Here is a 23,181-nt window from a genome sequence, read left to right on the forward strand (position 1 = left end):
CCCTTGGCCGAATGGACGAACAGCCCGCTCCGCTTAGGTGAAGCGGACGAATTCCGTGACCCTCCCTTGTCATACCGTTGCGGCAAACATCCACCGGAGGGCTGGTCCGTGTTCGTTGATCTTCATCACCGCGCCGTGGTCGCCGACACCCACAACGACCTGCTGATGGCCGTCACGGCCAGGCCACCGCGTCGGTGGGCGTCGTTCTTCCGCGAGCGCTGGCTGCCCCAGCTGCGCGAGGGCGGGGTCAACGTGCAGGTCCTGCCGGTCTTCATCGACGACCAGTACCGCCCCGAGGGCGCGCTCAGGCAGACCCTGCGCATGATCGAGTGCGCGCACACGCTGGCCGAGGGCAACCCCGACGCGGTACGGCTGTGCGTGGACGGCGACCAGATCGACGAGGCGCTCGCGCGGGACAAGATCGCCCTGGTGCTGGCGATGGAGAGCGCCCCCGGCCTGGACGCCGACGTCGAGCTGCTGTCCACCGTGCACCGGCTGGGCGTGCGGGTCGCCTCGATCGCGCACTGGGGCCGTACGGCCCTGGCCGACGGCAGCGGTGAGGACGCCACCGGCAGCAGGCTCACCGCCGCCGGAGTGGAGGCGCTGCGGGAGATGGAACGCCTCGGCATGATCTTCGACGTCTCGCACCTGGGCGCCTCCGGGGTGGCGCACGTGCTGGAGCTGGCCACCAGGCCGGTGATGGCGACCCACTCCTCCGCACGCGCGCTGCGCGACCACCACCGCAACCTCACCGACGACCAGATCCGCGGCGTCGCCGCGACCGGCGGCGTGGTCTGCGTCAACTTCGTCCCCTCCTTCCTGTCGGACGACCCGGCCGAGCACACCGTGGACCGCCTGGCCGACCACATCGAGCACGTCGCGAGGGTCGGCGGGATCGACCACGTGGGCCTCGGCCCCGACTTCGTCCGCGAGGTCATGAGCGAGACCACCCCTCCCTGCTGCGAGGACTTCGGCTACGGCGACATCGACCCCCTGGCCGTCCTGCCGGGGCTCGACGGGCCGCGCGGCCTGCCCCTGGTGACCGAGGCCCTGGCCAAGAGGGGCCTTCCCGAGGACGACATCGTCAAGATCGTGGGCGGCAACGTGCTGCGGCTGTTCCGCGCGGAGCTGGGACGGCCACGGTGAACCTCGGCCTGATGCTCCAGGACCTTGAGGAGCTCGTCGTCTGCGAGTCCTTCTCGGCCGACCACCACGCGGTGGCCCGCAGCGCCGGGGTGGTCGCCGACCAGGGGACCAGAATGCTCGGCGCGCGTCCGGAGACGATCGTGATCGCCGGGGTCAGCCATCTGCGGTGGACCTTCGGCACGCCCCGGGTGCTGCTGGTAGGCCACCACGACACGGTCTGGCCGATCGGGACGCTTCGCGAGCACCCCTGGTCGGTGGCGGACGGGGTCGCCCGGGGGCCGGGCGTGTTCGACATGAAGGCCGGGCTGGTGCAGACCTTCCACGCGCTGGCCGCGCTGCCCTCCCTTTCGGGGGTGTGCGTGCTGATCACCGGGGACGAGGAGCTCGGCTCTCCCACCTCGCGCGCGCTGGTCGAGGACTCCGCGCGCGGGTGCGCGGCCGCGTTCGTGCCGGAGGCCGCCGCGGACGGCGGCGCGCTCAAGACCGCCCGCAAGGGCGTCTCCACCTACGAGATCACCGCGCGCGGGAAGTCCGCGCACGCGGGCCTGGAGCCGCAGGCGGGGGCGAACGCCGGCGTCGAGCTGGCCCACCAGATCATCGCGCTCGCGGCGATGGGCGACGGGGCGACCACGGTCACCCCGACCGTGCTGTCCGGCGGGGCGACGGTCAACACCGTGCCCGAGCTGGCCTCGGTGTCGGTGGACGTGCGGGTCCCGACCGGCGAGGAGCAGAAGCGGGTGGACGAGCTGGTGCGGGCGCTGACCCCGCGGCTCGCCGGAACCCGGCTGCGGGTGAGTGGAGGGCCGAACCGGCCGCCGCTGGAGGAGGCCTCCTCGGCCGGCCTGTTCGAGCTGGCCCGCCGGATCGCCGGGGACCTCGGCATGCCGCCGTTGCGCGGGGTGGCCGTGGGCGGCGGCTCCGACGGCAACCTCACCGCGGGCGTCGGGTGTCCCACCCTGGACGGGCTGGGCGCGGTCGGCGGCGGCGCGCACGCGGCCCACGAGCACACGCTGGTCGCCGAGATGCCCGTGCGCGCGAGGCTGCTCGCCGGACTGGTCGGGGCGGTGCTCGGATGACCGGCGTGGTGCTGCGCGAGCTGCACTTCATCGAGGAGTTCGAAGAGGTCTACCGGCTCTTCGACGGCATCTGGCACCCCGACCCGGGCGGCGCGCCCATCACCGTGGAGCTCATGCGGGCACTGTCGCACGCGGGCAACTACGTGGTCGGAGCCTACGAGGGCGACCGCCTCGCCGGCGCCTCGGTCGCCTTCCTGGCGGCCCCGGCCGGGCAGGTGCTGCACTCGCACATCACCGGCGCCTCGGACGGCCGGGGGATCGGGTTCGCGCTCAAGCTGCACCAGCGCGCCTGGGCGCTCAGCCGGGGTCTGGACCGGATCACCTGGACCTTCGACCCGCTGGTGCGCCGCAACGCCCACTTCAACCTGGCCAAGCTCGGCGCGCGTCCCGAGGAGTACCTGCCGTCGTTCTACGGCGCCATGGAGGACGCGATCAACGCCGGGGACGAGTCGGACCGGATGCTCGCCATCTGGCGGCTGTCCGAGCCGCAGGTGCTGGCCGCCGCCCGGCGGGAGCCGTACGCGCCGCAGGTCCCGCCGGACGCGGTGATCGGGCTGGCCGACCGGGACGGACGGCCGGTCCCCGGCCGTACCGACGCCGCGACGGTGCTCGTGGCGGTGCCCGGCGACATCGAAGGCCTGCGCCGCACCGATCCCGGCGCCGCCAAGGCGTGGCGGCACGCCGTGCGCGACGTGCTGGAAGGCCTGTTGCGCGAGGGCGCCCGGATCACCGGGTTCCATTCCAAGTCCTGCTATGTCGTGGAACGCACTACCTGATCGCCGGGGGCACATCATCATGAAGATCACTGGTATCGAACTGCGGCGGATCGCGATGCCGCTGGTCGGGCCGTTCCGTACCTCGTTCGGCACCGAGACCGAGCGCGACGTGCTGCTCGTGCGGGTCGTCACGCCCGACGCCGAGGGCTGGGGCGAGTGCGTCGCCATGTCGGCGCCGCTCTACTCCTCCGAGTACGCCGACGGCGCCGCCGAGGCGCTGCGCCGCTTCCTCATCCCCGCCCTGCCCGCGGGCGCCGACGCCTACGGCGTGAACCGGGCCATGGCCCCGTTCAAGGGGCACCGGATGGCCAAGGCCGCCCTGGAGACGGCGGTGCTGGACGCCCGGCTCCGCGCCGGCGGCCAGTCGTTCGCGTCCTTCCTCGGCGCGGCGGGCGACCGGGTGCCCTGCGGGGTGTCGGTCGGCATCATGAACTCCGTTCCCGAGCTGCTCGACGCCGTCGAGGGCTACCTGTCCGAGGGCTACATCCGGATCAAGCTGAAGATCGAGCCCGGCTGGGACCTGGCGCCCGTCCGCGCCGTCCGCGAGCGCTTCGGCCCCGACCTGCCGCTCCAGGTGGACGCCAACGCCGCCTACACCCTGGCCGACGCCCCCCACCTGGCCAAGCTCGACGCCTTCGACCTGCTGCTCATCGAGCAGCCCCTGGCGAACGACGACATGGTGCAGCACGCCGCGCTCGCCCGTAAGATCGCCACCCCGATCTGCCTGGACGAGTCGATCGAGTCCGCCGAGCACGCCGCCGCCGCCATCACCCTCGGCGCCTGCTCGATCATCAACGTCAAGCCCGGCCGCATCGGCGGCTACCTCGAGGCCCGCCGGGTCCACGACCTGGCCCGCGCCCACGGCGTCGCCCTGTGGTGCGGCGGCATGCTGGAGACGGGCATCGGCCGCGCCGCGAACGTCGCCCTGGCCGCGCTGCCGGGCTTCACCCTGCCCGGCGACACCTCGGGGTCGAGCCGCTACTTCGCCACCGACATCACCCCGCCGTTCGAGCTGCGCGACGGCCACCTGGACGTCCCGGCGGGGCCCGGCATCGGCGTCGAGCCGGTCCGGGACATCCTCGAAGAGGTCACGACCTCCACCGAGTGGATCACCACCTAGAACCCCCCGGGGGCGGGCTCTCCGCCCCCGTCACCAGGTAGACGCCCCCCCGGGGGGGCTCTCAGCTCCGGCCGAGGCGGGGAACCGCCTCGATGAGCGAGCGGGTGTAGCCGTCCCCGGGCGTGCCCACCACCTGCTCGGTCGGCCCGTACTCGACCAGCCTGCCCTGGTGCATCACCGCGACGACGTCGGAGACGTACCGCACCACGGCGAGGTTGTGCGAGATGAACAGCATCGAGAACCCGAGCTCCTCGCGCAGCGAGCGCACCAGGTTCAGCACCGCGCCCTGGACGGACACGTCCAGGGCGGAGGTGATCTCGTCCGCGATGAGCAGCTCGGGACGGGCGCCAAGCGCGCGGGCGATCGCCACCCGCTGGCGCTGTCCCCCGGACAGCTCGCGCGGGTAGCGTCCCGCCAGCGCGGCGGGGAGCGACACCAGCGACAGCAGCCGCTCCACCTCCGCCCCGCGCGCGGCCCTGGGCAGGCGCAGCCCCTCGGCCACCGACGCGCCCACGGTCATGCGCGGGTCGAGTGAGGCCTGCGGGTCCTGGAAGACCATCTGTATCCGCCGGGGATCGCCGCCGTCGATGCCGCCGGTGTACGGCACGAGGCCGGCCACCGCCCTGGCGAGCGTGGACTTGCCCGACCCCGACTCCCCCACCAGGCCGACGGTCGCCCCGGCGGGGATCTCCAGCGTGACGTCGTCCACGGCGGTGAACGCGCCGAACCGCACGGTCAGGTTCCTGATGATCATCATGCCTCCCAGCAGGCGACGCGGTGCGCCTTGCCGTACTCGGCCAGTGGTGGGCGCTCGGCGCACCTGGCGGTCGCCAGGGCGCAGCGGGCCGCGAAGGCGCAGCCCTCGGTGACGTCGGCGGGCGAGGGCTGGCGGCCGGGAATGCTCGCGAGCGGCAGCGACCTGTCGGTCTCCATGTCGGGCAGCGAGGCGACCAGCGCGCGGGTGTACGGATGCGCGGCGCCGGTGGCCAGCTCCTCGACCGGCAGCTCCTCGACCACGCGCCCGGCGTACATCACCACGACGCGGTGGCACAGCTCTCCGACCACGGCGATGTCGTGGGAGATGAACAGCGTCGCCGCGCCGGTCTCGTCGGTCACCTCGCGCAGCAGCCTGAGGATCTGCCGCTGCACGGTCACATCCAGGGCGGTGGTCGGCTCGTCGGCGATGATCAGCCGGGGCGCGCCCATCAGGCCCATCGCGATCACCACGCGCTGCCGCATGCCGCCGGACAGCTCGTGCGGGTGCTGCCGGGCGCGCTTGCCCGGCTCAGGGATGCGCACGTGTCCGAGCCGGTCCAGTGCCCTGGTCCAGGCCTCGGCGCGGCTCGCGCCCTGGTGGACCGTCGCCACTTCAGCGAGCTGCCCGCCGACCCTCAGCGCCGGGTTGAGCGAGGCCATCGGGTCCTGGAAGACCATCGCGAGCGACGTGCCGAGCAGCTTGCGGCGCTCCGGCGCCGACAGCTCGCCGAGGTCGGCGCCGCACAGCCGCAGCCGTCCCACGCTCACCTCGCCCGGATAGGGCACCAGCCCGCCGATCGCCGAGGCGGTCAGGCTCTTCCCGCTGCCCGACTCCCCCACCAGGCCGACGATCTCGCCGGGCGCGATGGTCAGCGACAGCCCGCGCACCGGGGTCACCCCGCCCGGGAAGGAGACGGTCAGGTCCCGCACCTCAAGGGCCGCGTCCGGGTCGGGTTCGCCGAGGCCGCCGGCATCGGGGACGGGCGGGCGTACGGCCTTCCCGCCCGGCGCGGAACGCCGTGACGCCGCGTTCGCCAGGGTGTCTCCCAGCAGGTTGAAGCCGATGCCCGCGAGCGCGACGGCGACTGCGGGGCCGAGGGCGACCGCCGGGGTGGTGTAAATGCGGCTGAAGCCGTCGAAGAGCAGCCGTCCCCAGTCGAACGACGGCGGCTGCACGCCGAGGCCGAGGAAGGACATCCCGGCCAGCCCGAGAAGCGCGGCACCCAGCGCCTGGGTGACGTTGAGGATCAGCGGCTCCGCGATGTTGGGGATGATGTGCCTGGTCATGACCCGCCACCGGGAGACGCCGAGCATGCGGGCGGCGGACACGTAGTCGGCTCTGGTGACGGAGGCCGCGAGCGTCTGGGTGAGCCGGGCGAAGCCGGGGACGACGGCGGCGCCGATGCCGAGCACGGCCCCTCGCGCGCCGAGCCCCGCGATCACCGCGGTGAACATCGCGAGCAGCAGGCCAGGGAAGGCGACCAGCGCGTTCACCGCGCCGGTGAGCAGGCGGGCGGCGGCGCGGGGCAGCACCGAGGGAAGCGCGCCGAGCACGGTGCCCGCCGCCGCGCCGATGATCGTGGCCAGCAGGGCGAGGGTGAGCGAGAGCCGCCCGGCGACCAGCACCCGGGAGAGGATGTCGCGGCCCAGGTTGTCGGTGCCGAGCGGGTGTGCGGCCGAGGCCCCCTGGAGGATGGCCGAGGAGTCGATGCGCTCGGCTCCGGCGCCCCAGATCGGCGGCCCGGCGATAGCCAGGATCACCATGAGCGCGACCAGGATGGTCCCGGCGAGCCCGGCGGGGGTCCGCAGCAGCTGCCGCATCAAATCTCCTTCAGCGCGGAGGTGGGGTCGACCACACCGAGAAGCAGGTCGACCAGGAGGTTCACCACCAGCACGACCGCGCCGTAGACGAGGATCACGCCCTGGGCGACCGGATAGTCCTTCTGGGTGATGGACTCCACGACCCGCATGCCGAGGCCCGGCCAGGCGAAGACGTACTCGACGAGCACGCTTCCCGCGATCAGGCTGCTGAGCAGCAGCCCGCCCACGGTCAGGGTCGCGGTCAGCGTGTTGGGCAGGACGTGCCGCACGTACAGCCGGGAGGCGGGCAGCCGCTTGGCGCGCGCCAGCCGGATGTAGTCGGTGCCGAGCGCGCGCAGGGTCTCCACCCGGGAGATGCGGGCGATCATCGCGGTGGGCGCGACGGCCAGGGCGACGATCGGCAGCACGTACGACTCGGGCCCCGCCCTGCCCGCGGGCGGGAACCAGCCGAGCCCGATCGCGAACACGGTCACCAGGGCGATCGAGTAGAAGAACTCGGGCACGGCGACGGCCGCGCCGGTCACCGAGGTGAAACTCGCCTCGGTGCCCCTGTTGCGGCCGTTCTCGGTGCGGATCGCGGCCCACATGCCGAGCGGCACCGCGGCGAGCAGCGCCGCGACGGTGGCGCTCAGGGCGAGCGCGAGGGTGCTGGGCAGCCGGGCGGCGATGACGTCGCCGACCTGCTCCCCGGTGAGGAACGACGTGCCGAAATCGCCACCGAGCACGTTGCGGACGTAGGACAGCAGCTGGTCCAGGATCGGCAGGTCCAGCCCGAGCGCCGCACGCCTGGCGGCGATCAGCTCGACCGGCGCGGCCGGGCCGAGCGAGGCGCGCACGGGATCGCCCGGGATGAGGTGGATCATCGCGAAGGACGCGACGAGCAGCACGGCCAGCGAGACGGCGAACCGGACGACGCGCCGCAGCACGAACGCGCCGCGCGCCCGGCCGGCGAGCATCCGGCCGGCCCGCCCGCCGGACGGGCCGGACACGAGGGAGCTTGGGGTTCCGGCCACTCAGCCCGCCTCGGTCATCCGGATGGACGTCGGCGAGAACTGGCCCGCCACCAGCTCGAACTTCGCGTTCTTGGTGGCGACGAGCACGGTGTTCTCCACGACCGGCACCAGGTCGGCGTTCTCGAACAGCGCGGACTCCGACTCCAGCCAGAGCTTGCAGCCCTCCGCACCGGGCTTGAGCACGGCCTCGGACACCAGCTTCTCGTAGCGGGCGTTGGCGATGTGGGCGAAGTTGCCGCCCTTCGGGGCGGCCGGGCCCGACATGAACCCGACGAGCTGCGAGGGGAGCGTGACACCGATCGGCAGCCAGACGACGTCGTAGTCCTGGGTGACGTTGAGCGACTCCGACAGCTTGGTGTCGATGACACCGTTCAGCGTGACGTCGGCACCCGCCTTCTTCCACGCCGCCGCGAGGTATTCGACCGCGGCCTGGACGCCCGCCCCTCGGGTGGTGCCATACAGCAGGCGCAGGGTCAGCTTCTTCCCGTCCTTGGCGCGGACGCCGTCGGGGCCGGCCTTCCAGCCCGCGGCGTCCAGCGCGGCGGCCGCGCCGGCCGCGTCGAAGGCCGGGACGTGACCGGTGACGGTGTCGCCCTGGCAGGGCCGCGGGTCCAGCACCAGCCCGGTGGCCGGACGGCCGGTGCCGCCGGAGGCGATGCCGGCGAGCTCCTTGAGGTCGACCGCCTGGGTGAGCGCCTTGCGCACCGCCGGGTCCTTGGCGGGACGGTCGTCGCCCTGGTGGTACAGGAACTGCCCGTTGCCCGCCGGCAGGACCATCTTGCCCATCCCCGGAAGCGCCTCAAGCCGCGCACGGTCGGCGCCGTACACCACCGCGCCGTTGAGGCCACCGGAGATCAGCAGGTTGGCCGCCGTCTGCTCGTTCGGCACGACCTTCAGCACGATCTTGGCGGGCTGGCCGGACTCCTTGGTGGTGGCGCCACCGGGTCCCCAGGTGTAGTCCTCGCGCACCTCGAACGTGTAGTGGTCGCTCGGCACCGCCTCGGTGAGCTTGTAGGGCCCGGAACCCGAGGTGGCGTGGGCCAGCACCGAACGGTCCTTGACCCCCTTGCCGCAGACGATGAAGACCTGCGGGGTGCTCTCCAGGATGAAGCCGAACGGCTTGGGGGTCGACAGCGTCACCGTCCCGGCCGCGTCGTCCGCCACGGCCTTCATCCCGATGGGGATGAACACGCCGTAGACGGACGACTTGGTGGCGGGGTCGGCGATGTGGTTCACGTTCGCGGCCACGTCGGCGGGGGTGAGCCTGGAGCCGTCGGAGCAGGTGACGTCCTTGCGGAGGGTGAAGGTCACCGAGTCGGGCTTGACGTCCCACTTCTCGGCCAGCCCGGGGAGGACCTTTCCATCGGGCCCGTTGTAGACCAGCGTGTCGTAGGCGAACGACAGCACGGTGTTGGTGACCGAGAGCACGCCCATGGCCGGGTCCAGCACGCCGGGGTCGCTGTTGATCGCGAAGGTGAACGTGCCGCCGCCGGCGGATCCGCCTGATTCGGTGCCCGCGGTGCCACCGCAGGCGGCCGCGAACAGGCTGAGGGCGCCGAGCACGGCCGCCGCTGCTGTGTTTCTCATCGGGGCTCCAGGAAGCTGGGGGTGATGCCCCACATTCGCCGGTTCGGCGCCGTCCTTCTTCGTTCCCATCCACGAAAAGCGGGAGGCTCGTCGTGCTAGCGCCCGAAGATCCGCATCTGGAGCGTCACGGCCAGCCGGGCCTCGGGGTCGGCCATGTCGAGGCCGCTGATCTCGATGAGCCGTTTCAACCGGTAGCGGAAGGTGTTGGCGTGCACGTGCACCTTGGCCGAGGCGGCGTTGACGTCGCCGAAGGCGTCCAGGTAGGCCCGCAGGGTGGCGACCAGCTCGCTGCCTTGCTCGGCGTCGTGGGCCAGGAGCCGCTGGTAGGGCCCGGTGGGGGTCTGCTCCTCGGCCCGCACCAGGTCCGAGAGCTGGAGCAGCAGCGACTCGAAGTGCACGCGGGTGTAGCCCGCGACCGCGCCGGAGGCGTCGCGGGCGCGCAGCACCCGCAGCGCCCGGTCGGCGTCGGCCCGCGACCTGGCCACCTCGGCCAGGTCGCGGGCCATGCGCCCGACTCCGATGTTGGCCGCGTGCCGGGGACCGACGCGGGCCAGGAAGCTCTCGGCGACCCGGACGGCCCGCGCCTCCTCCTCACCGCCCGCGTGCACCGGCAGCACGGCGTAGGCCACCGAGCCGATCATCGCGGCGGCGGCCTTGGGATGGATGGCGCCGACGTGCAGGCCGAGCGCGTCGCAGAACCGCTGCCTGTCGCTCTCCCTGCGCGCGGCGTCGAGGTCGGGGCCGCCGCTGAGCTGGGCGGCGAGCACGCACAGCCGCTCGCTCGCGACGCCGAGCCGGCCGGCGGCCTCGGCGGCGTCCCCGCCGCCCGCCAGCACGGTGGACAGCAGGTCGGCCTGGAGCCGTCGCCGCGTGTCCGCCCCGGCACGCTGCCGCAGCACGTGCAGCGCGACGATCTTGGCGGCGTCGGCGAGTGCCTGCCGGCGCTGACCGCTCAGCGGTTCGCGCACCGCCGCCCAGATGGAGCCGAGGATCTCGTCCCCCGACCGCACGGCCACCGCCGCCCGGTTGATGCTGTCGGCGTCCAGCTCGATGTAGATCGGCTCGCGGCTCTGGTAGAGCTGCCGGAAGAATCCACGCTGCTCCAGCATCCGCCGGTACCGCTCCGGCACCTGGCGGCCGAGCACGGTCTCCACCCTGCCCGGGTCGGCCTCGTCCTGCCGGCCGGAGTACGCCAGCACCCGCGAGGACCGGTCCTCGATGGTGACCGGCGCGTCCAGCAGCGCGCACACGGCGTTGGCCAGCGCGAACAGGTCGTCGAGCGGGGGCTCCCCCTCCCCGGTGAGCTCGCCCTCGGCCAGCAGCGAGCGCAGCAGCGCGGCCACCTGCGCCCAGGAGGCGGCCCTGGTGAGGCCCAGCACCGCCACCCCGGTCTCGAGGACCTTCGCGCGGACGAGGTCGTCGGCGTCCACCGGTTGCTTGACGACGATGCCCGCCGCCGGGCCCGCCGCGTCGAGCAGGGTGCAGATCTGCTCGGCGCGGTCGACTCCGACGGCGAGGAGGATGCCCCCCGCCGGCAGGAGCAGCTCATCGAGGGGGTCGTAGATGTGCACGCCGGTGACCTCGGCGTCGAGCTCGCCGGGGGAGGCCGCCACGTCCAGCACGGTGCTCCCCAGATCCTCCAGGATGCGCCGCAGGCTGGCGCGTGGCTGATCCCTCATTTTCGTACGATAGTGGACATAGACGGACATCATTGGTGAAGGTGTTCAGTCACCGAGCACACGGCGCAGCGCCCGCCCGTTGTGGATGTAGGCCGCGCGGCCGTCCTCCACCACGAAGGTGAGCGTCTCGTGCCTGCCCTCCTCCGGCTCCGCGGCGATGAAGGAGTGCTCGCCGTGGTGGACGAAGCGCGTGGTGGTGCGCGGGGTCCCCGCCTTGGCCATGAACTCGCCGGGGATCATGACCACCTCCAGGCCGCCGTCCGCCTCGGCCACCTCGTAGGCGATCACCGGCCCCTCGTACCTGCCGGTGTAGGGGGTGAGGTCCACGGCCGCAGGCGCTCCGGCCGGCACCGGGAAGCCCGGCACGGCGAGCCCGGTGGCCTCGCGTATCAACGGCAGCACCACGTCGGCGAGCAGCCCCGCGAACCCGGCGCCGTTGACGCTCATCGCGACGACGAAGTCCGCTTCAGGGACGACCCGCCAGAACGTGCTCTGCCCGATCGTCCCGCCGTCGTGACCGAAGACCTCGCCGCCCCAGTCGAACAGCTCGAACCCAAGCCCCCAGCGGTCGGCCAGCAGCCCCGAGACCCCGGGCACGCCGACCTGCCTGGTGCGCATGGCGGCCACCGACTCCTCCGACAGCAGCCGGGTGCCGTCCTCGGCCAGGCCGCCCGCCGTGAACATCCGGCCGAAGCGGACCAGCTCGCGCGGGGCCAGGCACATGGTGGAGCCCGCGGGGGCATTGGAGCGCGGCATCTGCCAGGACGGGTGGACCGTCCCCTCGGGCCCGACGTGCCCGGCCGCCGCCCGGAAGAGCACGGCCTCCTCGGCGAGCAGCGCCCAGTGCGTGGCGCCGAGCGGCTCCAGCAGGCGCTCGCGCATCGCCGTCTCCCACGTGACGCCCCGCAGCCGCGCGACCAGCGCGCCGAGGACGCAGAAGCCGGCGTTGCAGTACGAGAACAGGGCACCGGGCGCGTGCACGTGACCGGCGCCGTGCAGGTAGTCCACGTACTTGTCGAGGCAGTCGTCGCCGCGCCCGGTGTCCTCGAACAGGTCGCCGTCGAAGCCGCCCGTGTGGGTGAGCAGGTGCCTGACCGTGATGACCTTCTCCGCGCCGTCGGCGACGGCGAACTCCGGCAGGTACTCGCGGACCGGCCGGTCCAGCTCGACCAGCCCCTCCTCCACAAGCTGCATGACAAGGGCGGCGGTCCAGACCTTGGTGGTGGAGCCGACCTGGAACACGCTGTTGGGCGTGGTCTCCACGCCGGTGTTCCTGTTCACCACGCCGGTGGCGACCTCGACGAGCTCGCCGCCCTTCCACACCGCGAGGGCGGCGCCCGGCACACCGTGGAGCCGGGCCGCCTCGTCGAAACGCTTTCGCAGGTCCTCGAACATGCCGGGCTCCTCAGGCGATCTTCGGGGTGGCGCGCACGCCGAGGTGGACGTACGGGGAACCGTCGGCGAGCTCGTAGAAGACGGCCGACACCCACTGCGGCTCGCCGTCCGGGCGGCCGACGAAGGTGGTGTCGTCCACCGGGACGAGGTCGAACTCCATCGGAGGCTGCAGCCCCGCCAGGGCGCCGGTCGGCTCGGCGTACAGCGAGAGCCGGCCGTCGCGGGCCGTGAGCGTCATCCGGGCGCCCGCCCGCTCGTACACCCCGGCGTACCGCTGGACGTCGGTCTCGAACGGCTCGGCCGGCGGTCCGAGCACGGGCGGCACGGCCAGGCCGAGCAGGTCGTCGAAGAGCTCGGTGGCCACGGCGTGATGGAAGGCCCCGGTGTGGCCGCCGTTGGCCAGCACGCAGACCACCGTCTCGGTGTCGGGCACCATCCAGAGCATGGCCGCCTGGCCGATGGTGTTGCCGCCGTGGGAGACGACCCGCCGTCCGTCCCACTCGTCCAGGATCCAGCCGATGCCCCACTGCTTGCCGATGGCGTACGGGTTGGGGACGTCCACCTGCGGCTCCCACATCGCCCGGGGGTCCGCGAGCAGGCCGGTGCCGAGGTGCGCGCGGGCGAACGCCACGACGTCGGCGGGCCTGGCGCAGATCAGCCCGGCCGGGCCGCAGGAGCGCATCAGGCCCCAGGCGGGGGCGGGCCGGCCGTCCATGTGGCCCATGGCGGCGCGGTAGCGCAGGACGTCCTCCGGCAGGGTCCAGGTGTGGGTCAGGCCGAGCGGCTCGATGATCTGCTCGCGCAGCGCGGCGTCCCAGACCTTGCCGGTGAGCCGCTCGACGACGCGCCCGGCGATGATGAACCCGGAGTTGCAGTACGAGTGGGTGACGCCGAGAGGGTGGTTCTGGGCGAGGTCGGCGCACGCCTGCACGTAGTTGTCCACGCAGTCGTCGCCGCGTCCCGTGTCGAGGAACAGGTCCCCGTCGATGCCGGAGGTGTGCGTGAGCAGGTGCCTGATCGTGACGGTCTTGCTCACCTCCGGGTCGGCCACCCGGAAGTCCGGCAGCACCTCGGCGACCGGGGTGTCGAGCGTCAGCTCACCCCGCTCGACCAGGAGCATGATCTGCGTGGCGGTCCACACCTTGGTGACCGAGCCGATCTGGAAGAGGGAGTCGGTGGTGACCTCCACCCCGGTGTCGGTGTTCAGCACTCCCGCGGCGAACTCGTGCACCTCCCCCTCGTGCAGGAAGGCCAGGCTCGCGCCGGGGACGTCGTATTCGGCGATCAGCCCTTCGAGACGGGCGTGCCAACGACCGGTATCCACTGCTCCAGCCACTCGACGATCCTTTCGTTGTAGTCCACCCGATGGGACGGGCGGCCGTTGAGGATGAACAGGTGAGAGCCGCCGGGATAGCGGACCAGCCGCACCGGCACGCCCTGCTCGCGCAGTGCGGCGAACCACTGCTCGGCCTGGCCGACGGGGCACCGGTGGTCCTCCTCCCCCTGGAGGATCAGCGTCGGCGTGGTCACCCGGGCGACGTGGGTCAGCGGGGACTGCGCCGCGAGGTCGCCGTGGCACTCGTGCGTCTTGAGGTAATGACCCGCGTCGGAGGTGCCGGCCATGCTGGTCAGGTCGCTGACGCACCCGCCCGGAATGGCCGCCTTGAACCGGCCGGTCTGGGTGGGCAGCCAGCAGGAGATGTAGCCGCCGTAGCTGTAGCCGGTGACCGCGAGCCGCTCGGGGTCGGCGACCCCCTCGGCGACCAGCTCGTCGATCGGGCCGAGGAAGTCACCGGTGTCGGCGATGCCCCAGGCGCCGAGCGCGGCGGTGAAGAACGCCTCGCCGTACCCGTCGCTGCCGCGCGGGTTCAGGGTCAGCACGGTCCAGCCCCGCGCGGCGAGCACCTGGTGGTAGAGGTGGACGCCGTCGAAGACCGGCGCCCAGGCGTTGTGCGGGCCGCCGTGCGCGTCCAGCAGGAGCGGGCCCGGCCCGGTGAGCGTCTCGTCCCGCAGCACGAACCCCTCGACCGGCGTGCCGTCGGGTGCGGTGAAGGTACGGGCCCTGGGGGTGAACAGCTCGACCCCGGTGAGCCCGTGGGCGGTGAGCCGCGTCGTGCCCGCGTCATCCGCCCGGTCGCCAGGGAAGCCTGTGAGGTAGACCTCCCCCGCGCTGTGCGGGGTCGCCGCGACGTAGGCGATCCTGCCGTTCGCCGCGCTGACGCCGGAGACCACCTGGTCCCCGCCGATGATCTTCTCGCCGGGTGCGCGGTAGAGGTGGGTGAAGCCGCCGTCCCTGGCGCAGAAGATCAGGTCGTCCCCCGCGAGCTGGGGCGCGGCACCGGGATAGCCGGGGGCTCCCATCATGATGTTGCGGTCGAGTCCCGTCTCGACCTCCACGAGCCCGTCGGTCCCGAGGTCGTACAGGCGGGTGTGGCCCACCGGGCCACCGCCGAACGCGGCGACCAGCAGCCGTTCGCCCAGCCACCACGCGCCCGCGCAGATCACGTCGGCCTTGGTGAGCCGTTCGGGCTCGCCGCCCGAGACGTCCACCGAGTAGACCGCGCCGCCGACGGCCAGGTCGCGGTCGGCCTCCATGCTCGTGGTGAAGGCGAGCCGCTTGCCGTCCGGCGACCAGGACGGCTCCCCCGCGTGGAAGTCGCCCGAGGTGACCTGCCGGGTCTCACCCGAGTCCACGGTGGTCACGAAGAGGTGCATGGTCAGCCCGCGCAGCAGGCCCATGCCGTCGGCCTTGTACTCCAGGTGGTCGGCCACGACGGGGGCGTGCGGGTTCAGGTCGCCGTGCGGCGCGCTGTACGCGATCATGGTCCCGTCCGGGGACCACACGGCCGCGCCCGCGCCGAGCGGCGCCGAGGTGAGGACGCGAGCATCGCCCCCGTCCATCGGCAGCAGGTGGACCTGCGGCTTTCCGTCCACCGCCCTGAGGAAGGCGACAGAGCGCCCGCCGGGCGACCAGCGCGGGGAGGAGTCGCGCGGGCCGCCCGTCAGGCGCCTCGGCTCGGCGCCGGGGGCGGCGAGCCAGATCTCGGAACGATTCTCGTCAGACTGCTCGTCGGCGGTCGTGACCGTGTAGGCCACGGCGCTCCCGTCCGGGCACAGCCGGGGGTCCCCCGGCATCGCGATGCGGTAGAGGTCGCTGAGGGAGAGGCGAGGCATGCCCGAACACTAGGCACCGCTCGTCGCGGCTACTTCGGTCTCCACGACGAATCCGATCCGATCCCTTGTGCCGTCCTCCAACCCCCGCCGCCCGCGTTCATGTCCGGCGGGGGGCGCCGGGTCGTCAGGGTCGGGTGTCAGCCGTCGTAGCGGTCCTCGAAGGCGGTGAAGGCCGCCTCCTGGTTCCACTCGGCGCCCGCCTTGGGGCTGGCCTTCAGCAGGGCCTTGCACGCGGCCGGGGGCGACGCGCCACCGAGGGGCGTCCCCGCGCACTCCGGCGCGGGAGTGTAGTCGTCGGGCGCGCGCCAGAGGCCGCGGCCCTGGAGGAAACCGTGGTCGAGCGCGGCGCGCGCCATGCTCTTCACATCGGCGTAGCGCAGCCCGTAGGTCGTGATCGCCCGTACGTACTCACTGCTCAGGTCGGTGTGCTCGATGCCCGCGTCGTCGGTCACGAGGGTGACGGGAACCCCCGCCTCGCGGTACGCCGCGAACGGATGCCGGTCGCCGCACACCTGCAGGATCTGGCAGTTGCTGGTGAGGGCGATCTCGACGAGCACGTGCTTGCGCGCCATCTCGGCCAGCAGGCCCGCCGACCCGTCCTCGCCGGCGACGTCGACGCCGTGCCCGATGCGCTCGGCCTTGCCCGTGCGTACGGCCTCTCCGATGTGGAACCGCAGGTCCGCGGCCGGAGCCAGGCCAGAGGCGAGCTCGCCCGCGTGCAGGGAGATGTGGGCCTTCGAGTAGACGCCGCGCAGGTACCCGAGCATGCTCATGTGCAGCCGGTAGTCGCGCAGCGCGACCGGGTCGTCCTCCGGGGCGACCAGGTTGACGCCCACGTAGCGCTGGTCGGCCTCGGCCAGCTCGAACCCGAGCACCATCTGGGCGAAGACGACTTCGGGAGCGCTCGTGCGGGTGACCTGGAGGATGAAGCGCAGCGGCAGCGCACAGCCCGGGTCGGCGCCTTCCTTGCCGCACTGAAGGGCGGCGCGCATCTCCTTCAGGTCCGCGTCCGCGTCCTCGCGCGCCGCCTTGACGATCGCGGCCATCGCGCCGCCGGCCAGCAGCCGCTCGCGCAGCCGCGCCGGATCGGGGTTGAACCCGACCTTCTTGGCGAGTTCCCCGATCTTCCCCGACTGGCGGGACAACATTACCTCCAGGGCGAACTGGTTCTCCGCCGCCGCCTGGGAGGCGTAGGCGGCCAGCATCTCGCCCTTGTGCGCGGACGCGGCGCCGAACTTGCCGAACGCCGCGAAGAAATGGTCGTGTCCCGACTCGCTGCCCGGGGTGAAGCCCTGCATCGACCACGCCCGCACGACGTCGTCGCCGAACGAGAGGTCCGTGGCCGCGTCACGGGCCGGGCGCTGCCCGGCACGGCACGGCGGGGCCGAGGCGACGAAGGAGGTGGTGTCGACGCACAGGCCGTCGCGCATGGCGGAGCCGAGGAGCCCCCGGGTCGGCACGCTGCCCGACAGGTGCGCGTGGACGTCGGCGCCCTTCGGCAGGTCGAAGGCGAACTCACGGAGCCTCCCCGGCTCCGTCCTGATGCCGTTCAGGTACGCCTCGACCCTGGAGACCGCGTCGCCCGCGGCGTGCGCCGGTGCCGGCGATGTGGTCATGGTGGCCGCCGCCACCATCGTGGCCAGGATTCTGCTCAGTCGACTGTGGATCATGCGCGCCAGCCAAGCAGGATGATCGCCGGCACTCCCCGGACCTGGTCACTCCTTTTCCGAGAGCCAGCGCCGATTTGGATCAGCGAGCGCCGGCCATTCACCCACTTTGTGATCAAGGACCCGGCTCCCCTGCCGGCCATGTGCGGCCCCGGGGCGACGCTCGGAGGTCCGAGGGGGCTCAGTTGGTTCCGCTCCCGCGTGGTCGCACACGGGATGGAGGAACTGGCCCTCGCTCGACCTCCGCCTGCAGAGCGTCGATTTGCTTGTCCTGCGGGTCGGCCTTCGGGCGGCCGACCGGCCGGGCCAGTGCTTGCTCGGCACCATGATCCCGCGCAGTCCGCCAGCTGGAGATCAGCTAGGAGTACAGACCTTCGCGACGCATCAGCGCGCCCTTGCCGGCCTTATCGAGCCGGTCGTACTCCTCCAGAATCCGGGCCTTGTAAGCAGCGGTGTAGCGGCGGGCGCCGGCCCGCTCACGCACCTGGGGGTCAGGGATCTGCGGATCCTGTTCACTTACTCCCACGAAGGGATGACTCCTTCCCCACCCTCAGCACAGACTTTTATGCCTGTTTGCTACCTCTATCCATATTGGCAGGGAGGGCGGCGGTCCGGCCCGGCGGCGCGATTCAAAGAACTCCAGGCGTCCCTCCACTCCCGAAGAGCCCAACGGCGTACCTCCCTCCGAAGGGGCGGGTGGTGTACCCGAAGGGGTAAATGGCGTCCCTCCCCCGGAAGGCGGTGGGGGGAGTTCCTCAGGGGAGGTGGCGTTTCAGGAGGAGTCGTTCAGGCTTTTGTACATCTCTTTGCAACTAGTCGTGGTGGTGTCCTTGGGGGCGCACAGTTCGACTATCAGGGAGAAGTCGACGACGCGGCGCTCGCCTGCCGAGGTGTAGGTGAGGCGGACGCCCTCTGCGCGGGCGGTGGCGTCGCTGTCCTTGGTGTACTGCAGACCGAGTTCTGTGGTGGGCCCCCATTGACTAGGGTGCTGGCCGCGTTTGGGGCAGGGGGTGGTGACGGCCGGGCTGCGCGCGGGGAACCCGAGCGAGGTCAGCGGCTTTTTCTCGCTGCCCAGAAATGGGTGATCGCCGTGAAGGCGAGAGGAGAATGCCGCCAGGCGGATGTCGCCTTCCGGGCGTATCAGTTCGGCTTTCTCGATGCTCACGGCCCCGGGTCGGTCCAGGCACATGCTCCAGCCTCCCAGCGAGTAGGGCCGGTGGGCGACGGTGTTGGGCAGGGTGACGCCGATGGTGACGTCGTCCTCGTCATCGTGGTTCACGACGGTCAGCCGTGGGCCCTCACTCGCGCAGCCGGCGGTGGCCACGATCGCGATCATCACAGCCGGTAAGACGGCGCGAGTGACGGCACGCATGGTGAATTACCTCGTTCCCGGAAAGACAGTGATGATCAGTACTTGTGCGCCTCGGTGATGCGCGACATCGCGTCCGCCCAACCTTGGTGCGTGTTCCCACACAGCCAGGACTTCTTCTTCACTGTCCAGGTGATGGTGGAGAGGCGGTCGAAGCCGGACTGCGCGGAGACCTACCCAGGGGAGCCACGGGCAGCCACCTCGGTGGTTCTCCGGGCATAGTGAAGCCCAGCGCCGCCGCCGTCCGCAGGTCCACCCGCCTCACCCGGGCCCGCCGCAGGTAGTGCAGCATCCGGCCGAAGGCCTCGCTGTAGGCGGCGCCGACCTGCCGATTGAGCGCCTCGGCGATCGTGTCGCTCATCCGCGCCGCCGGGATCGACCCTACGACCGTGCCGAGACTAGGCCCGCTGACCTCGTGCGGGCTGGTGTGCGCCTGACCCGACTGCGCCGTCAGTGTGGCCGCCACGGTGAGCGCCGCGGCGAGCGCGTTGTCGTCCCGGGCGCGCCGGGCCACATCGTCCCCGTCGTATGACGGGATCGGCAGACCCGCCTGCTGGGCGGCGGCGTACAGCTTGAAGTCCGAGATGCTGAAGAACTGCATGGTGTGCAAGTCGCCGTGCTGCGGCTGGTGCGCGAGTTGCCGGCTCCACCGGCCGAGCTGCGGCCCGCGATCGGCGAGGTGGTCACACAGCTCGTACAGGGCTGAACTTTCCATATGGGAATCTATCCGATCCCCCGCGTCCCAAGCTGGGCCGACGGCCGGATCGAGGGCTGCCCTGAGCTGGGCATGTCACAGATCGGGAGGCTAGTGGTACTTCCTTGTACCGGCGCCCTGCTTCCCTGACGGGGGCGGCTCTCGAACTGCCAGGACCGGCCGTTGCCGTTCGTCGGCCGTGCTGTTTCGCCATGGACACTTCGTCAAGTGTTACGGCCAATCCACTGACAATTCGGCTGTTGTCCAAAATACGGCGGCGTTGCGAGGGTTGAGGGCACGAAACCGCAGGTTCCGCTGCACATCCGCAGCCTCCCTGCCACCGATCCCCCCGGAGGACCCCCATGGAGACCTCGCCCCGAATCGCCGGAAGTGCCCGTGGACGCCGTGACGTTCTGAAACTGTTCGGCGCCGGGGCCGGGCTACTCGCCGCGGGCGGGCTGCTGTCGGCCTGCTCGGGCGGCTCCACCACCACGACATCCGCCGACGGAACGCTGAAGCTGAACGCCCAGCTCGGGTGGCTGAAACTGGCCCAGTTCGGCGGGTACTTCGCCGCCCAGGAGAAGGGCTACTATGCGGCCGAGAAGATCGAGGCCGCCTTCACCGCGGGCGGTCCCAACATCCTGTCGTGGCAGCAGATCGCCTCGGGCAAGGCGTTCACCGGTGACGACGACAACACCAACGTGCTGGTGGCCGCGGCCAAGGGCCAGCCGCTGGTGATCTACGGCGCGATCTTCCAGACCTCGCCGTTCGCCATCCTCAGCAAGGCCGACGACCCGATCTCTGGCATCCAGGACTTCGCCGGCCGTACGATCGCGGTCACCGAGGCCTCGCGCCAGCAGTTCGAGTCGCTGGTGAAGAAGGCCGGGGTGAAGGGCGTCACTTTCATCCCCGCCGGCACCGATCCGACGCAGCTGACCACCGGCCAGGCGTCCGGGTACTCCGGGTACGCCACCTCCCAGGCGGTGGCGCTGAAGCGGCAGGGCGTGGACGTACATGTGCTGTACCTGGAAGACCTGGGCGTGCACAGCTACGGGAACGTCTTGGTGACCACACGGGACAACCTGGACAAGAACCACGACGACCTGGTCCGCTACCTGCGCGCGACGATCAAGGGCTACGAGTACATGAACGCCAACCCGGAGGAGATCGGGCGGCTCGTGGCCACCAAGTGGAACACCAGCGGTCTGGACGCCGACAACGAGGCCGCCACCGCCGAGTTCCAGAAGGATCTGATCGCCTCGCCCAAGGGGGTGCTTCGGGTCGACCCGGCGAAGATGCGGAACATCATCGACGAGCTGGCGGCGGCCGGCACGATCAGCAGCAAGCCGAACGTCGCCGACGTGGTCACCACCTCCGTCCTGGACGCCGCGTACGGCGGGCGTACCTCGCTGCTGACCTGACGTCCGCACGCGGCACCCGGCATATCCGGTACGGCCGAGCAGTCCCGGCGGCGGCAAGCCCGATCCGCCGACCTCAGATCGGTACCACCACGAGCGGAGAACCCGTGATCATCGACGCCTATAACAACGTGTGGCAGGCCGGGGGGACCTCGGACTACCTGACCGCCGAGTCCTACACCCCCGAGAGCATGATCGCTTCGATGGACGCCGCAGGGGTCGACATGGCTGTGGGCTGCTCCCTCGGCCAGATGATCGACAACGCGTTCATCGCGAAGACGGTCGCCGCGCACCCGGATCGCATCGTCGGCTTCGGTCAGGTGGACCCCCGGCGCCCGGACGCGGTCGAGACCGTGCTGGCCTGCGGGCGCGAGTACGGCCTCAAGGGGCTCAAGCTGCACCCGACGATGCACGGTTACCACTTCGCGGACCACGGGCTGCTCGACCCGATCTTCGCGGCCTGCCGGGAGGCTGGGCTGGTGGTCCTCGTGAACGCGCTGGACGACCCGTTCTGCGCGCCGCTGTCGATCGAGGAGATCTCCAAGGGGTTCCCCGACGTACCGGTGCTGATCGCGCACATGGGCACGATCTGGAACGTCAACGAGGCGATCCTCGTCGCCGAGCGTAACGAGCACATCTACCTGGAGACCTCGGGCACCCAGCTCATCGAGGTGCAGATGGCCTACCGGCGGCTGGGCGCGTCCCGCCTGGTGATGGGCACCGACTGGCCGGGCAGCCACTTCGACCTGGAACGCGCCAAGATCGCGCGTGCCGTTCCGGACGAGGCCGACCGTGCGCTCGTGGAAGGCGCCAACCTGGCGCGGCTGCTCGGCCTGGTACCCGGGACCCGGGCGTGAGGGCCCGGGCAGGCGTACCGGCGCGGCAGGACGACGTGTCAGGCGGCACGGCGCGCGGCGTGGTGAACGCCACGGGCGTCGGGAAGCGGTTCGACGTGGGCGGCACGCCGTTCACCGCGCTGGAGGGCATCTCCCTGACGATCCGTGAGGGCGGCTTCAGCACCCTGATCGGCCCGTCCGGCTGCGGCAAGTCGACGCTGCTGCGCATCCTCGCCGACGTGGTACGCCCGACCTCGGGCTCCGTCGAGGTGTTCGGCCGGTCCCCCGAGGAGGCCAGGCGGGCCGGTGAGTTCGGCTTCGTCTTCCAGGATCCGGTGCTGCTGCCGTGGCGCACCGCGCAGGCCAACGTCGAGCTGCCGCTGCAGGTCGCCGGGGTGGCCAAGGCGGAGCGGCAGGAGCGGGCGCGTGAGCTGCTGCGCCTCGTCGGCCTCAAGGGGTTCGAGAAGGCTCTGCCCGCGAAGCTCTCCGGCGGCATGGCCCGCCGGGTGGCGATCGCCCGCGCGCTGATCCTGCGGCCGAGGTTGCTCTTCCTCGACGAGCCGTTCAACGGCCTGGACGAGATCCGGCGGCGGCAGATGAACGACGAACTGCAGCGCATCTGGCTGGAGACCGGCACCACCGCGATCCTCGTCACCCACAACGTCTCCGAGGCGGTGTTCCTGTCCGACCAGGTGGTGGTCCTGGGGTGCGGGCCCGGCAGGGTCATCGCCGAGTTGCAGATCGACCTGCCCCGCCCGCGCGACGCGGACACCATGCTGCTACCGGAGTTCGTCGCCTACGAGCGCACGCTGACGCGGCTGCTGACCGAGGCGTACGAGGGGACCGGGCCATGAGCCGCGGCGGCGCGCTCGGCGGTGGCCGGATCAGCCGCAGGGCCACGGTCGCGATCGCGGTGGCCGGGTACACGGCGGTGCTCCTGGCCTGGGAGGCGTGCGGACGCGCCTTCTACCGTCCGGGTGGGGTGCTGCCCGCGCCGACCGAGATCCTGGCCACTCTGTGGCGCGGCCGGGACGGCTACCTGACCAACACCGTGACGACCATGGGCGAGGCGGCGGCCGGGTTCGCCGGCGGCGTCGTGCTCGCGCTGGTGCTCGCGCTGCTCATGGACCGGTTCCGGCTGGTCGGCGACGGCCTGTACCGGCTGTCGCTGATGCTGTACAGCATCCCCGTCATCGCGCTCGCCCCGGCGCTCGTCGCCTCGCTCGGCCTGGGCTTCGGCTCGAAGGCCGCGGTGGCGCTGCTGGCCGCGTTCTTCCCCGTGCTGGTCAACCTCACAGGGGCGCTTCGCGCCACGGACACGCGGGTGATCGAGTTGGGCCAGGTGCTCGGCACCGGCCGGCTGCGCACGCTGCGCCACCTGCGCCTGCCGTACGCGCTGCCGGCGTTCGCCGCCTCGCTCAAGATCGCCGCTCCGGCGGCGTTCATCGCGGCGATGATCGCGGAATGGGTCGGCGCGGACCAGGGGCTCGGGCTCGCGCTGCTGTACGCGATGTTCGGCTACAAGATCCCGGAGCTGTGGGCCGCGCTTGTGCTCTCCACCGCGGTGACCGGCCTGCTGGTGGGTGTGTTCGAGCTGGTCGCGCGAGTGGCAGCGCCGTGGCACGCCTCCGTCGACGCGGCGAAGGAGCGCTGA

At 71.8% G+C, this 23,181-nt stretch carries 20 protein-coding genes; 8 read left to right on the top strand and 12 right to left on the bottom strand.

What is annotated here, in order from left to right; translation table 11 throughout:
* Positions 1 to 108 precede the first annotated feature (108 nt).
* Genes OG589_RS17085 through menC form a run of 4 tightly spaced genes read left to right on the top strand, consistent with a single transcriptional unit; the run spans position 109 to position 4,118 of the window.
* A complete protein-coding gene (locus OG589_RS17085) occupies positions 109 to 1,146 on the top strand; it encodes a dipeptidase (RefSeq protein ID WP_405150189.1) in 1,038 nt (345 codons plus the stop codon).
* A complete protein-coding gene (locus tag OG589_RS17090; RefSeq protein WP_405150190.1) occupies positions 1,143 to 2,222 on the top strand; it encodes a M20/M25/M40 family metallo-hydrolase in 1,080 nt (359 codons plus the stop codon). Before OG589_RS17085 ends, OG589_RS17090 begins: the two co-directional genes overlap by 4 nt.
* Positions 2,219 to 2,998 carry a GNAT family N-acetyltransferase gene (locus tag OG589_RS17095; protein WP_405150192.1) on the top strand — a complete coding sequence of 260 codons (780 nt, stop codon included), beginning with the start codon at positions 2,219 to 2,221 and terminating at the stop codon, positions 2,996 to 2,998. Before OG589_RS17090 ends, OG589_RS17095 begins: the two co-directional genes overlap by 4 nt.
* 19 nt (positions 2,999 to 3,017) lie before the next feature.
* Entirely contained in the window at positions 3,018 to 4,118 is a 1,101-nt protein-coding gene (menC, locus tag OG589_RS17100) for an o-succinylbenzoate synthase (RefSeq protein ID WP_405150193.1), read from the top strand.
* A gap of 61 nt (positions 4,119 to 4,179) precedes the next feature.
* On the opposite strand, the gene OG589_RS17105 is transcribed toward menC, so the two are convergent.
* The 12 genes from OG589_RS17105 to OG589_RS17160 all read right to left on the bottom strand — a co-directional run bounded on the left by OG589_RS17105 (position 4,180) and on the right by OG589_RS17160 (position 19,294).
* A complete protein-coding gene (locus tag OG589_RS17105) occupies positions 4,180 to 4,875 on the bottom strand; it encodes an ABC transporter ATP-binding protein (RefSeq protein WP_405150195.1) in 696 nt (231 codons plus the stop codon).
* Positions 4,872 to 6,695, bottom strand: coding sequence for a dipeptide/oligopeptide/nickel ABC transporter permease/ATP-binding protein (locus OG589_RS17110; RefSeq protein ID WP_405150196.1), 1,824 nt, complete (start codon positions 6,693 to 6,695; stop codon positions 4,872 to 4,874). The genes OG589_RS17105 and OG589_RS17110 overlap by 4 nt, the downstream gene beginning before the upstream one ends.
* Positions 6,695 to 7,708 carry an ABC transporter permease gene (locus OG589_RS17115; RefSeq protein ID WP_405150197.1) on the bottom strand — a complete coding sequence of 338 codons (1,014 nt, stop codon included), beginning with the start codon at positions 7,706 to 7,708 and terminating at the stop codon, positions 6,695 to 6,697. The genes OG589_RS17110 and OG589_RS17115 overlap by 1 nt, the downstream gene beginning before the upstream one ends.
* Positions 7,709 to 9,295 carry an ABC transporter substrate-binding protein gene (locus tag OG589_RS17120; protein ID WP_405150199.1) on the bottom strand — a complete coding sequence of 529 codons (1,587 nt, stop codon included), beginning with the start codon at positions 9,293 to 9,295 and terminating at the stop codon, positions 7,709 to 7,711. It abuts the gene before it with no gap.
* 95 nt (positions 9,296 to 9,390) lie between these two features.
* Positions 9,391 to 10,974 carry a PucR family transcriptional regulator gene (locus tag OG589_RS17125; RefSeq protein WP_405150200.1) on the bottom strand — a complete coding sequence of 528 codons (1,584 nt, stop codon included), beginning with the start codon at positions 10,972 to 10,974 and terminating at the stop codon, positions 9,391 to 9,393.
* Positions 10,975 to 11,019: 45 nt separating this feature from the next.
* Complete coding sequence (locus OG589_RS17130) at positions 11,020 to 12,369, bottom strand: serine hydrolase domain-containing protein (protein WP_405150202.1); 1,350 nt, start codon at positions 12,367 to 12,369, stop codon at positions 11,020 to 11,022.
* Positions 12,370 to 12,379: 10 nt separating this feature from the next.
* A complete protein-coding gene (locus OG589_RS17135) occupies positions 12,380 to 13,705 on the bottom strand; it encodes a serine hydrolase domain-containing protein (RefSeq protein WP_405150204.1) in 1,326 nt (441 codons plus the stop codon).
* The gene (locus tag OG589_RS17140; protein ID WP_405150205.1) at positions 13,654 to 15,543 is read right to left on the bottom strand and encodes a S9 family peptidase; all 1,890 of its coding nucleotides are present in this window, start codon (positions 15,541 to 15,543) and stop codon (positions 13,654 to 13,656) included. The genes OG589_RS17135 and OG589_RS17140 overlap by 52 nt, the downstream gene beginning before the upstream one ends.
* A gap of 137 nt (positions 15,544 to 15,680) precedes the next feature.
* Complete coding sequence (locus OG589_RS17145) at positions 15,681 to 17,213, bottom strand: hypothetical protein (RefSeq protein WP_405150206.1); 1,533 nt, start codon at positions 17,211 to 17,213, stop codon at positions 15,681 to 15,683.
* Between the two features lie 355 nt (positions 17,214 to 17,568).
* A complete protein-coding gene (locus tag OG589_RS17150) occupies positions 17,569 to 17,736 on the bottom strand; it encodes a hypothetical protein (RefSeq protein ID WP_405150208.1) in 168 nt (55 codons plus the stop codon).
* A gap of 246 nt (positions 17,737 to 17,982) precedes the next feature.
* Positions 17,983 to 18,549 (bottom strand): hypothetical protein, encoded by a 567-nt coding sequence (locus OG589_RS17155; protein WP_405150210.1) that lies wholly within the window; start codon positions 18,547 to 18,549, stop codon positions 17,983 to 17,985.
* Positions 18,550 to 18,700: 151 nt separating this feature from the next.
* Entirely contained in the window at positions 18,701 to 19,294 is a 594-nt protein-coding gene (locus OG589_RS17160; protein WP_405150212.1) for a hypothetical protein, read from the bottom strand.
* A 341-nt stretch (positions 19,295 to 19,635) separates the two neighbouring features.
* On the opposite strand from OG589_RS17160, the gene OG589_RS17165 reads away from it, so the two are divergent.
* From OG589_RS17165 to OG589_RS17180, 4 genes are all read left to right on the top strand, one after another.
* Complete coding sequence (locus OG589_RS17165; RefSeq protein ID WP_405150214.1) at positions 19,636 to 20,694, top strand: ABC transporter substrate-binding protein; 1,059 nt, start codon at positions 19,636 to 19,638, stop codon at positions 20,692 to 20,694.
* A gap of 104 nt (positions 20,695 to 20,798) precedes the next feature.
* Positions 20,799 to 21,548, top strand: coding sequence for an amidohydrolase family protein (locus tag OG589_RS17170; RefSeq protein WP_405150215.1), 750 nt, complete (start codon positions 20,799 to 20,801; stop codon positions 21,546 to 21,548).
* Complete coding sequence (locus OG589_RS17175) at positions 21,545 to 22,381, top strand: ABC transporter ATP-binding protein (protein WP_405150217.1); 837 nt, start codon at positions 21,545 to 21,547, stop codon at positions 22,379 to 22,381. The genes OG589_RS17170 and OG589_RS17175 overlap by 4 nt, the downstream gene beginning before the upstream one ends.
* Positions 22,378 to 23,181, top strand: a complete 804-nt coding sequence (locus tag OG589_RS17180; RefSeq protein ID WP_405150218.1) for an ABC transporter permease — start codon at positions 22,378 to 22,380, stop codon at positions 23,179 to 23,181. Before OG589_RS17175 ends, OG589_RS17180 begins: the two co-directional genes overlap by 4 nt.

The organism is Sphaerisporangium sp. NBC_01403 (genome assembly GCF_045040145.1).
Lineage (GTDB): Bacteria > Actinomycetota > Actinomycetes > Streptosporangiales > Streptosporangiaceae > Sphaerisporangium > Sphaerisporangium viridialbum.

What these genes read in the sequence shown, in the direction of transcription:
- OG589_RS17095 (WP_405150192.1), top strand. Translation starts at nt 2,219, where the DNA reads ATGACCGGCGTGGTGCTGCGCGAGCTGCACTTCATCGAGGAGTTCGAA.
- menC (WP_405150193.1), top strand. Translation starts at nt 3,018, where the DNA reads ATGAAGATCACTGGTATCGAACTGCGGCGGATCGCGATGCCGCTGGTC.
- OG589_RS17105 (WP_405150195.1), bottom strand. Translation starts at nt 4,875, where the DNA reads ATGATGATCATCAGGAACCTGACCGTGCGGTTCGGCGCGTTCACCGCC.
- OG589_RS17110 (WP_405150196.1), bottom strand. Translation starts at nt 6,695, where the DNA reads ATGCGGCAGCTGCTGCGGACCCCCGCCGGGCTCGCCGGGACCATCCTG.
- OG589_RS17120 (WP_405150199.1), bottom strand. Translation starts at nt 9,295, where the DNA reads ATGAGAAACACAGCAGCGGCGGCCGTGCTCGGCGCCCTCAGCCTGTTC.
- OG589_RS17125 (WP_405150200.1), bottom strand. Translation starts at nt 10,974, where the DNA reads ATGAGGGATCAGCCACGCGCCAGCCTGCGGCGCATCCTGGAGGATCTG.
- OG589_RS17130 (WP_405150202.1), bottom strand. Translation starts at nt 12,369, where the DNA reads ATGTTCGAGGACCTGCGAAAGCGTTTCGACGAGGCGGCCCGGCTCCAC.
- OG589_RS17140 (WP_405150205.1), bottom strand. Translation starts at nt 15,543, where the DNA reads ATGCCTCGCCTCTCCCTCAGCGACCTCTACCGCATCGCGATGCCGGGG.
- OG589_RS17145 (WP_405150206.1), bottom strand. Translation starts at nt 17,213, where the DNA reads ATGATCCACAGTCGACTGAGCAGAATCCTGGCCACGATGGTGGCGGCG.
- OG589_RS17160 (WP_405150212.1), bottom strand. Translation starts at nt 19,294, where the DNA reads ATGGAAAGTTCAGCCCTGTACGAGCTGTGTGACCACCTCGCCGATCGC.
- OG589_RS17165 (WP_405150214.1), top strand. Translation starts at nt 19,636, where the DNA reads ATGGAGACCTCGCCCCGAATCGCCGGAAGTGCCCGTGGACGCCGTGAC.
- OG589_RS17180 (WP_405150218.1), top strand. Translation starts at nt 22,378, where the DNA reads ATGAGCCGCGGCGGCGCGCTCGGCGGTGGCCGGATCAGCCGCAGGGCC.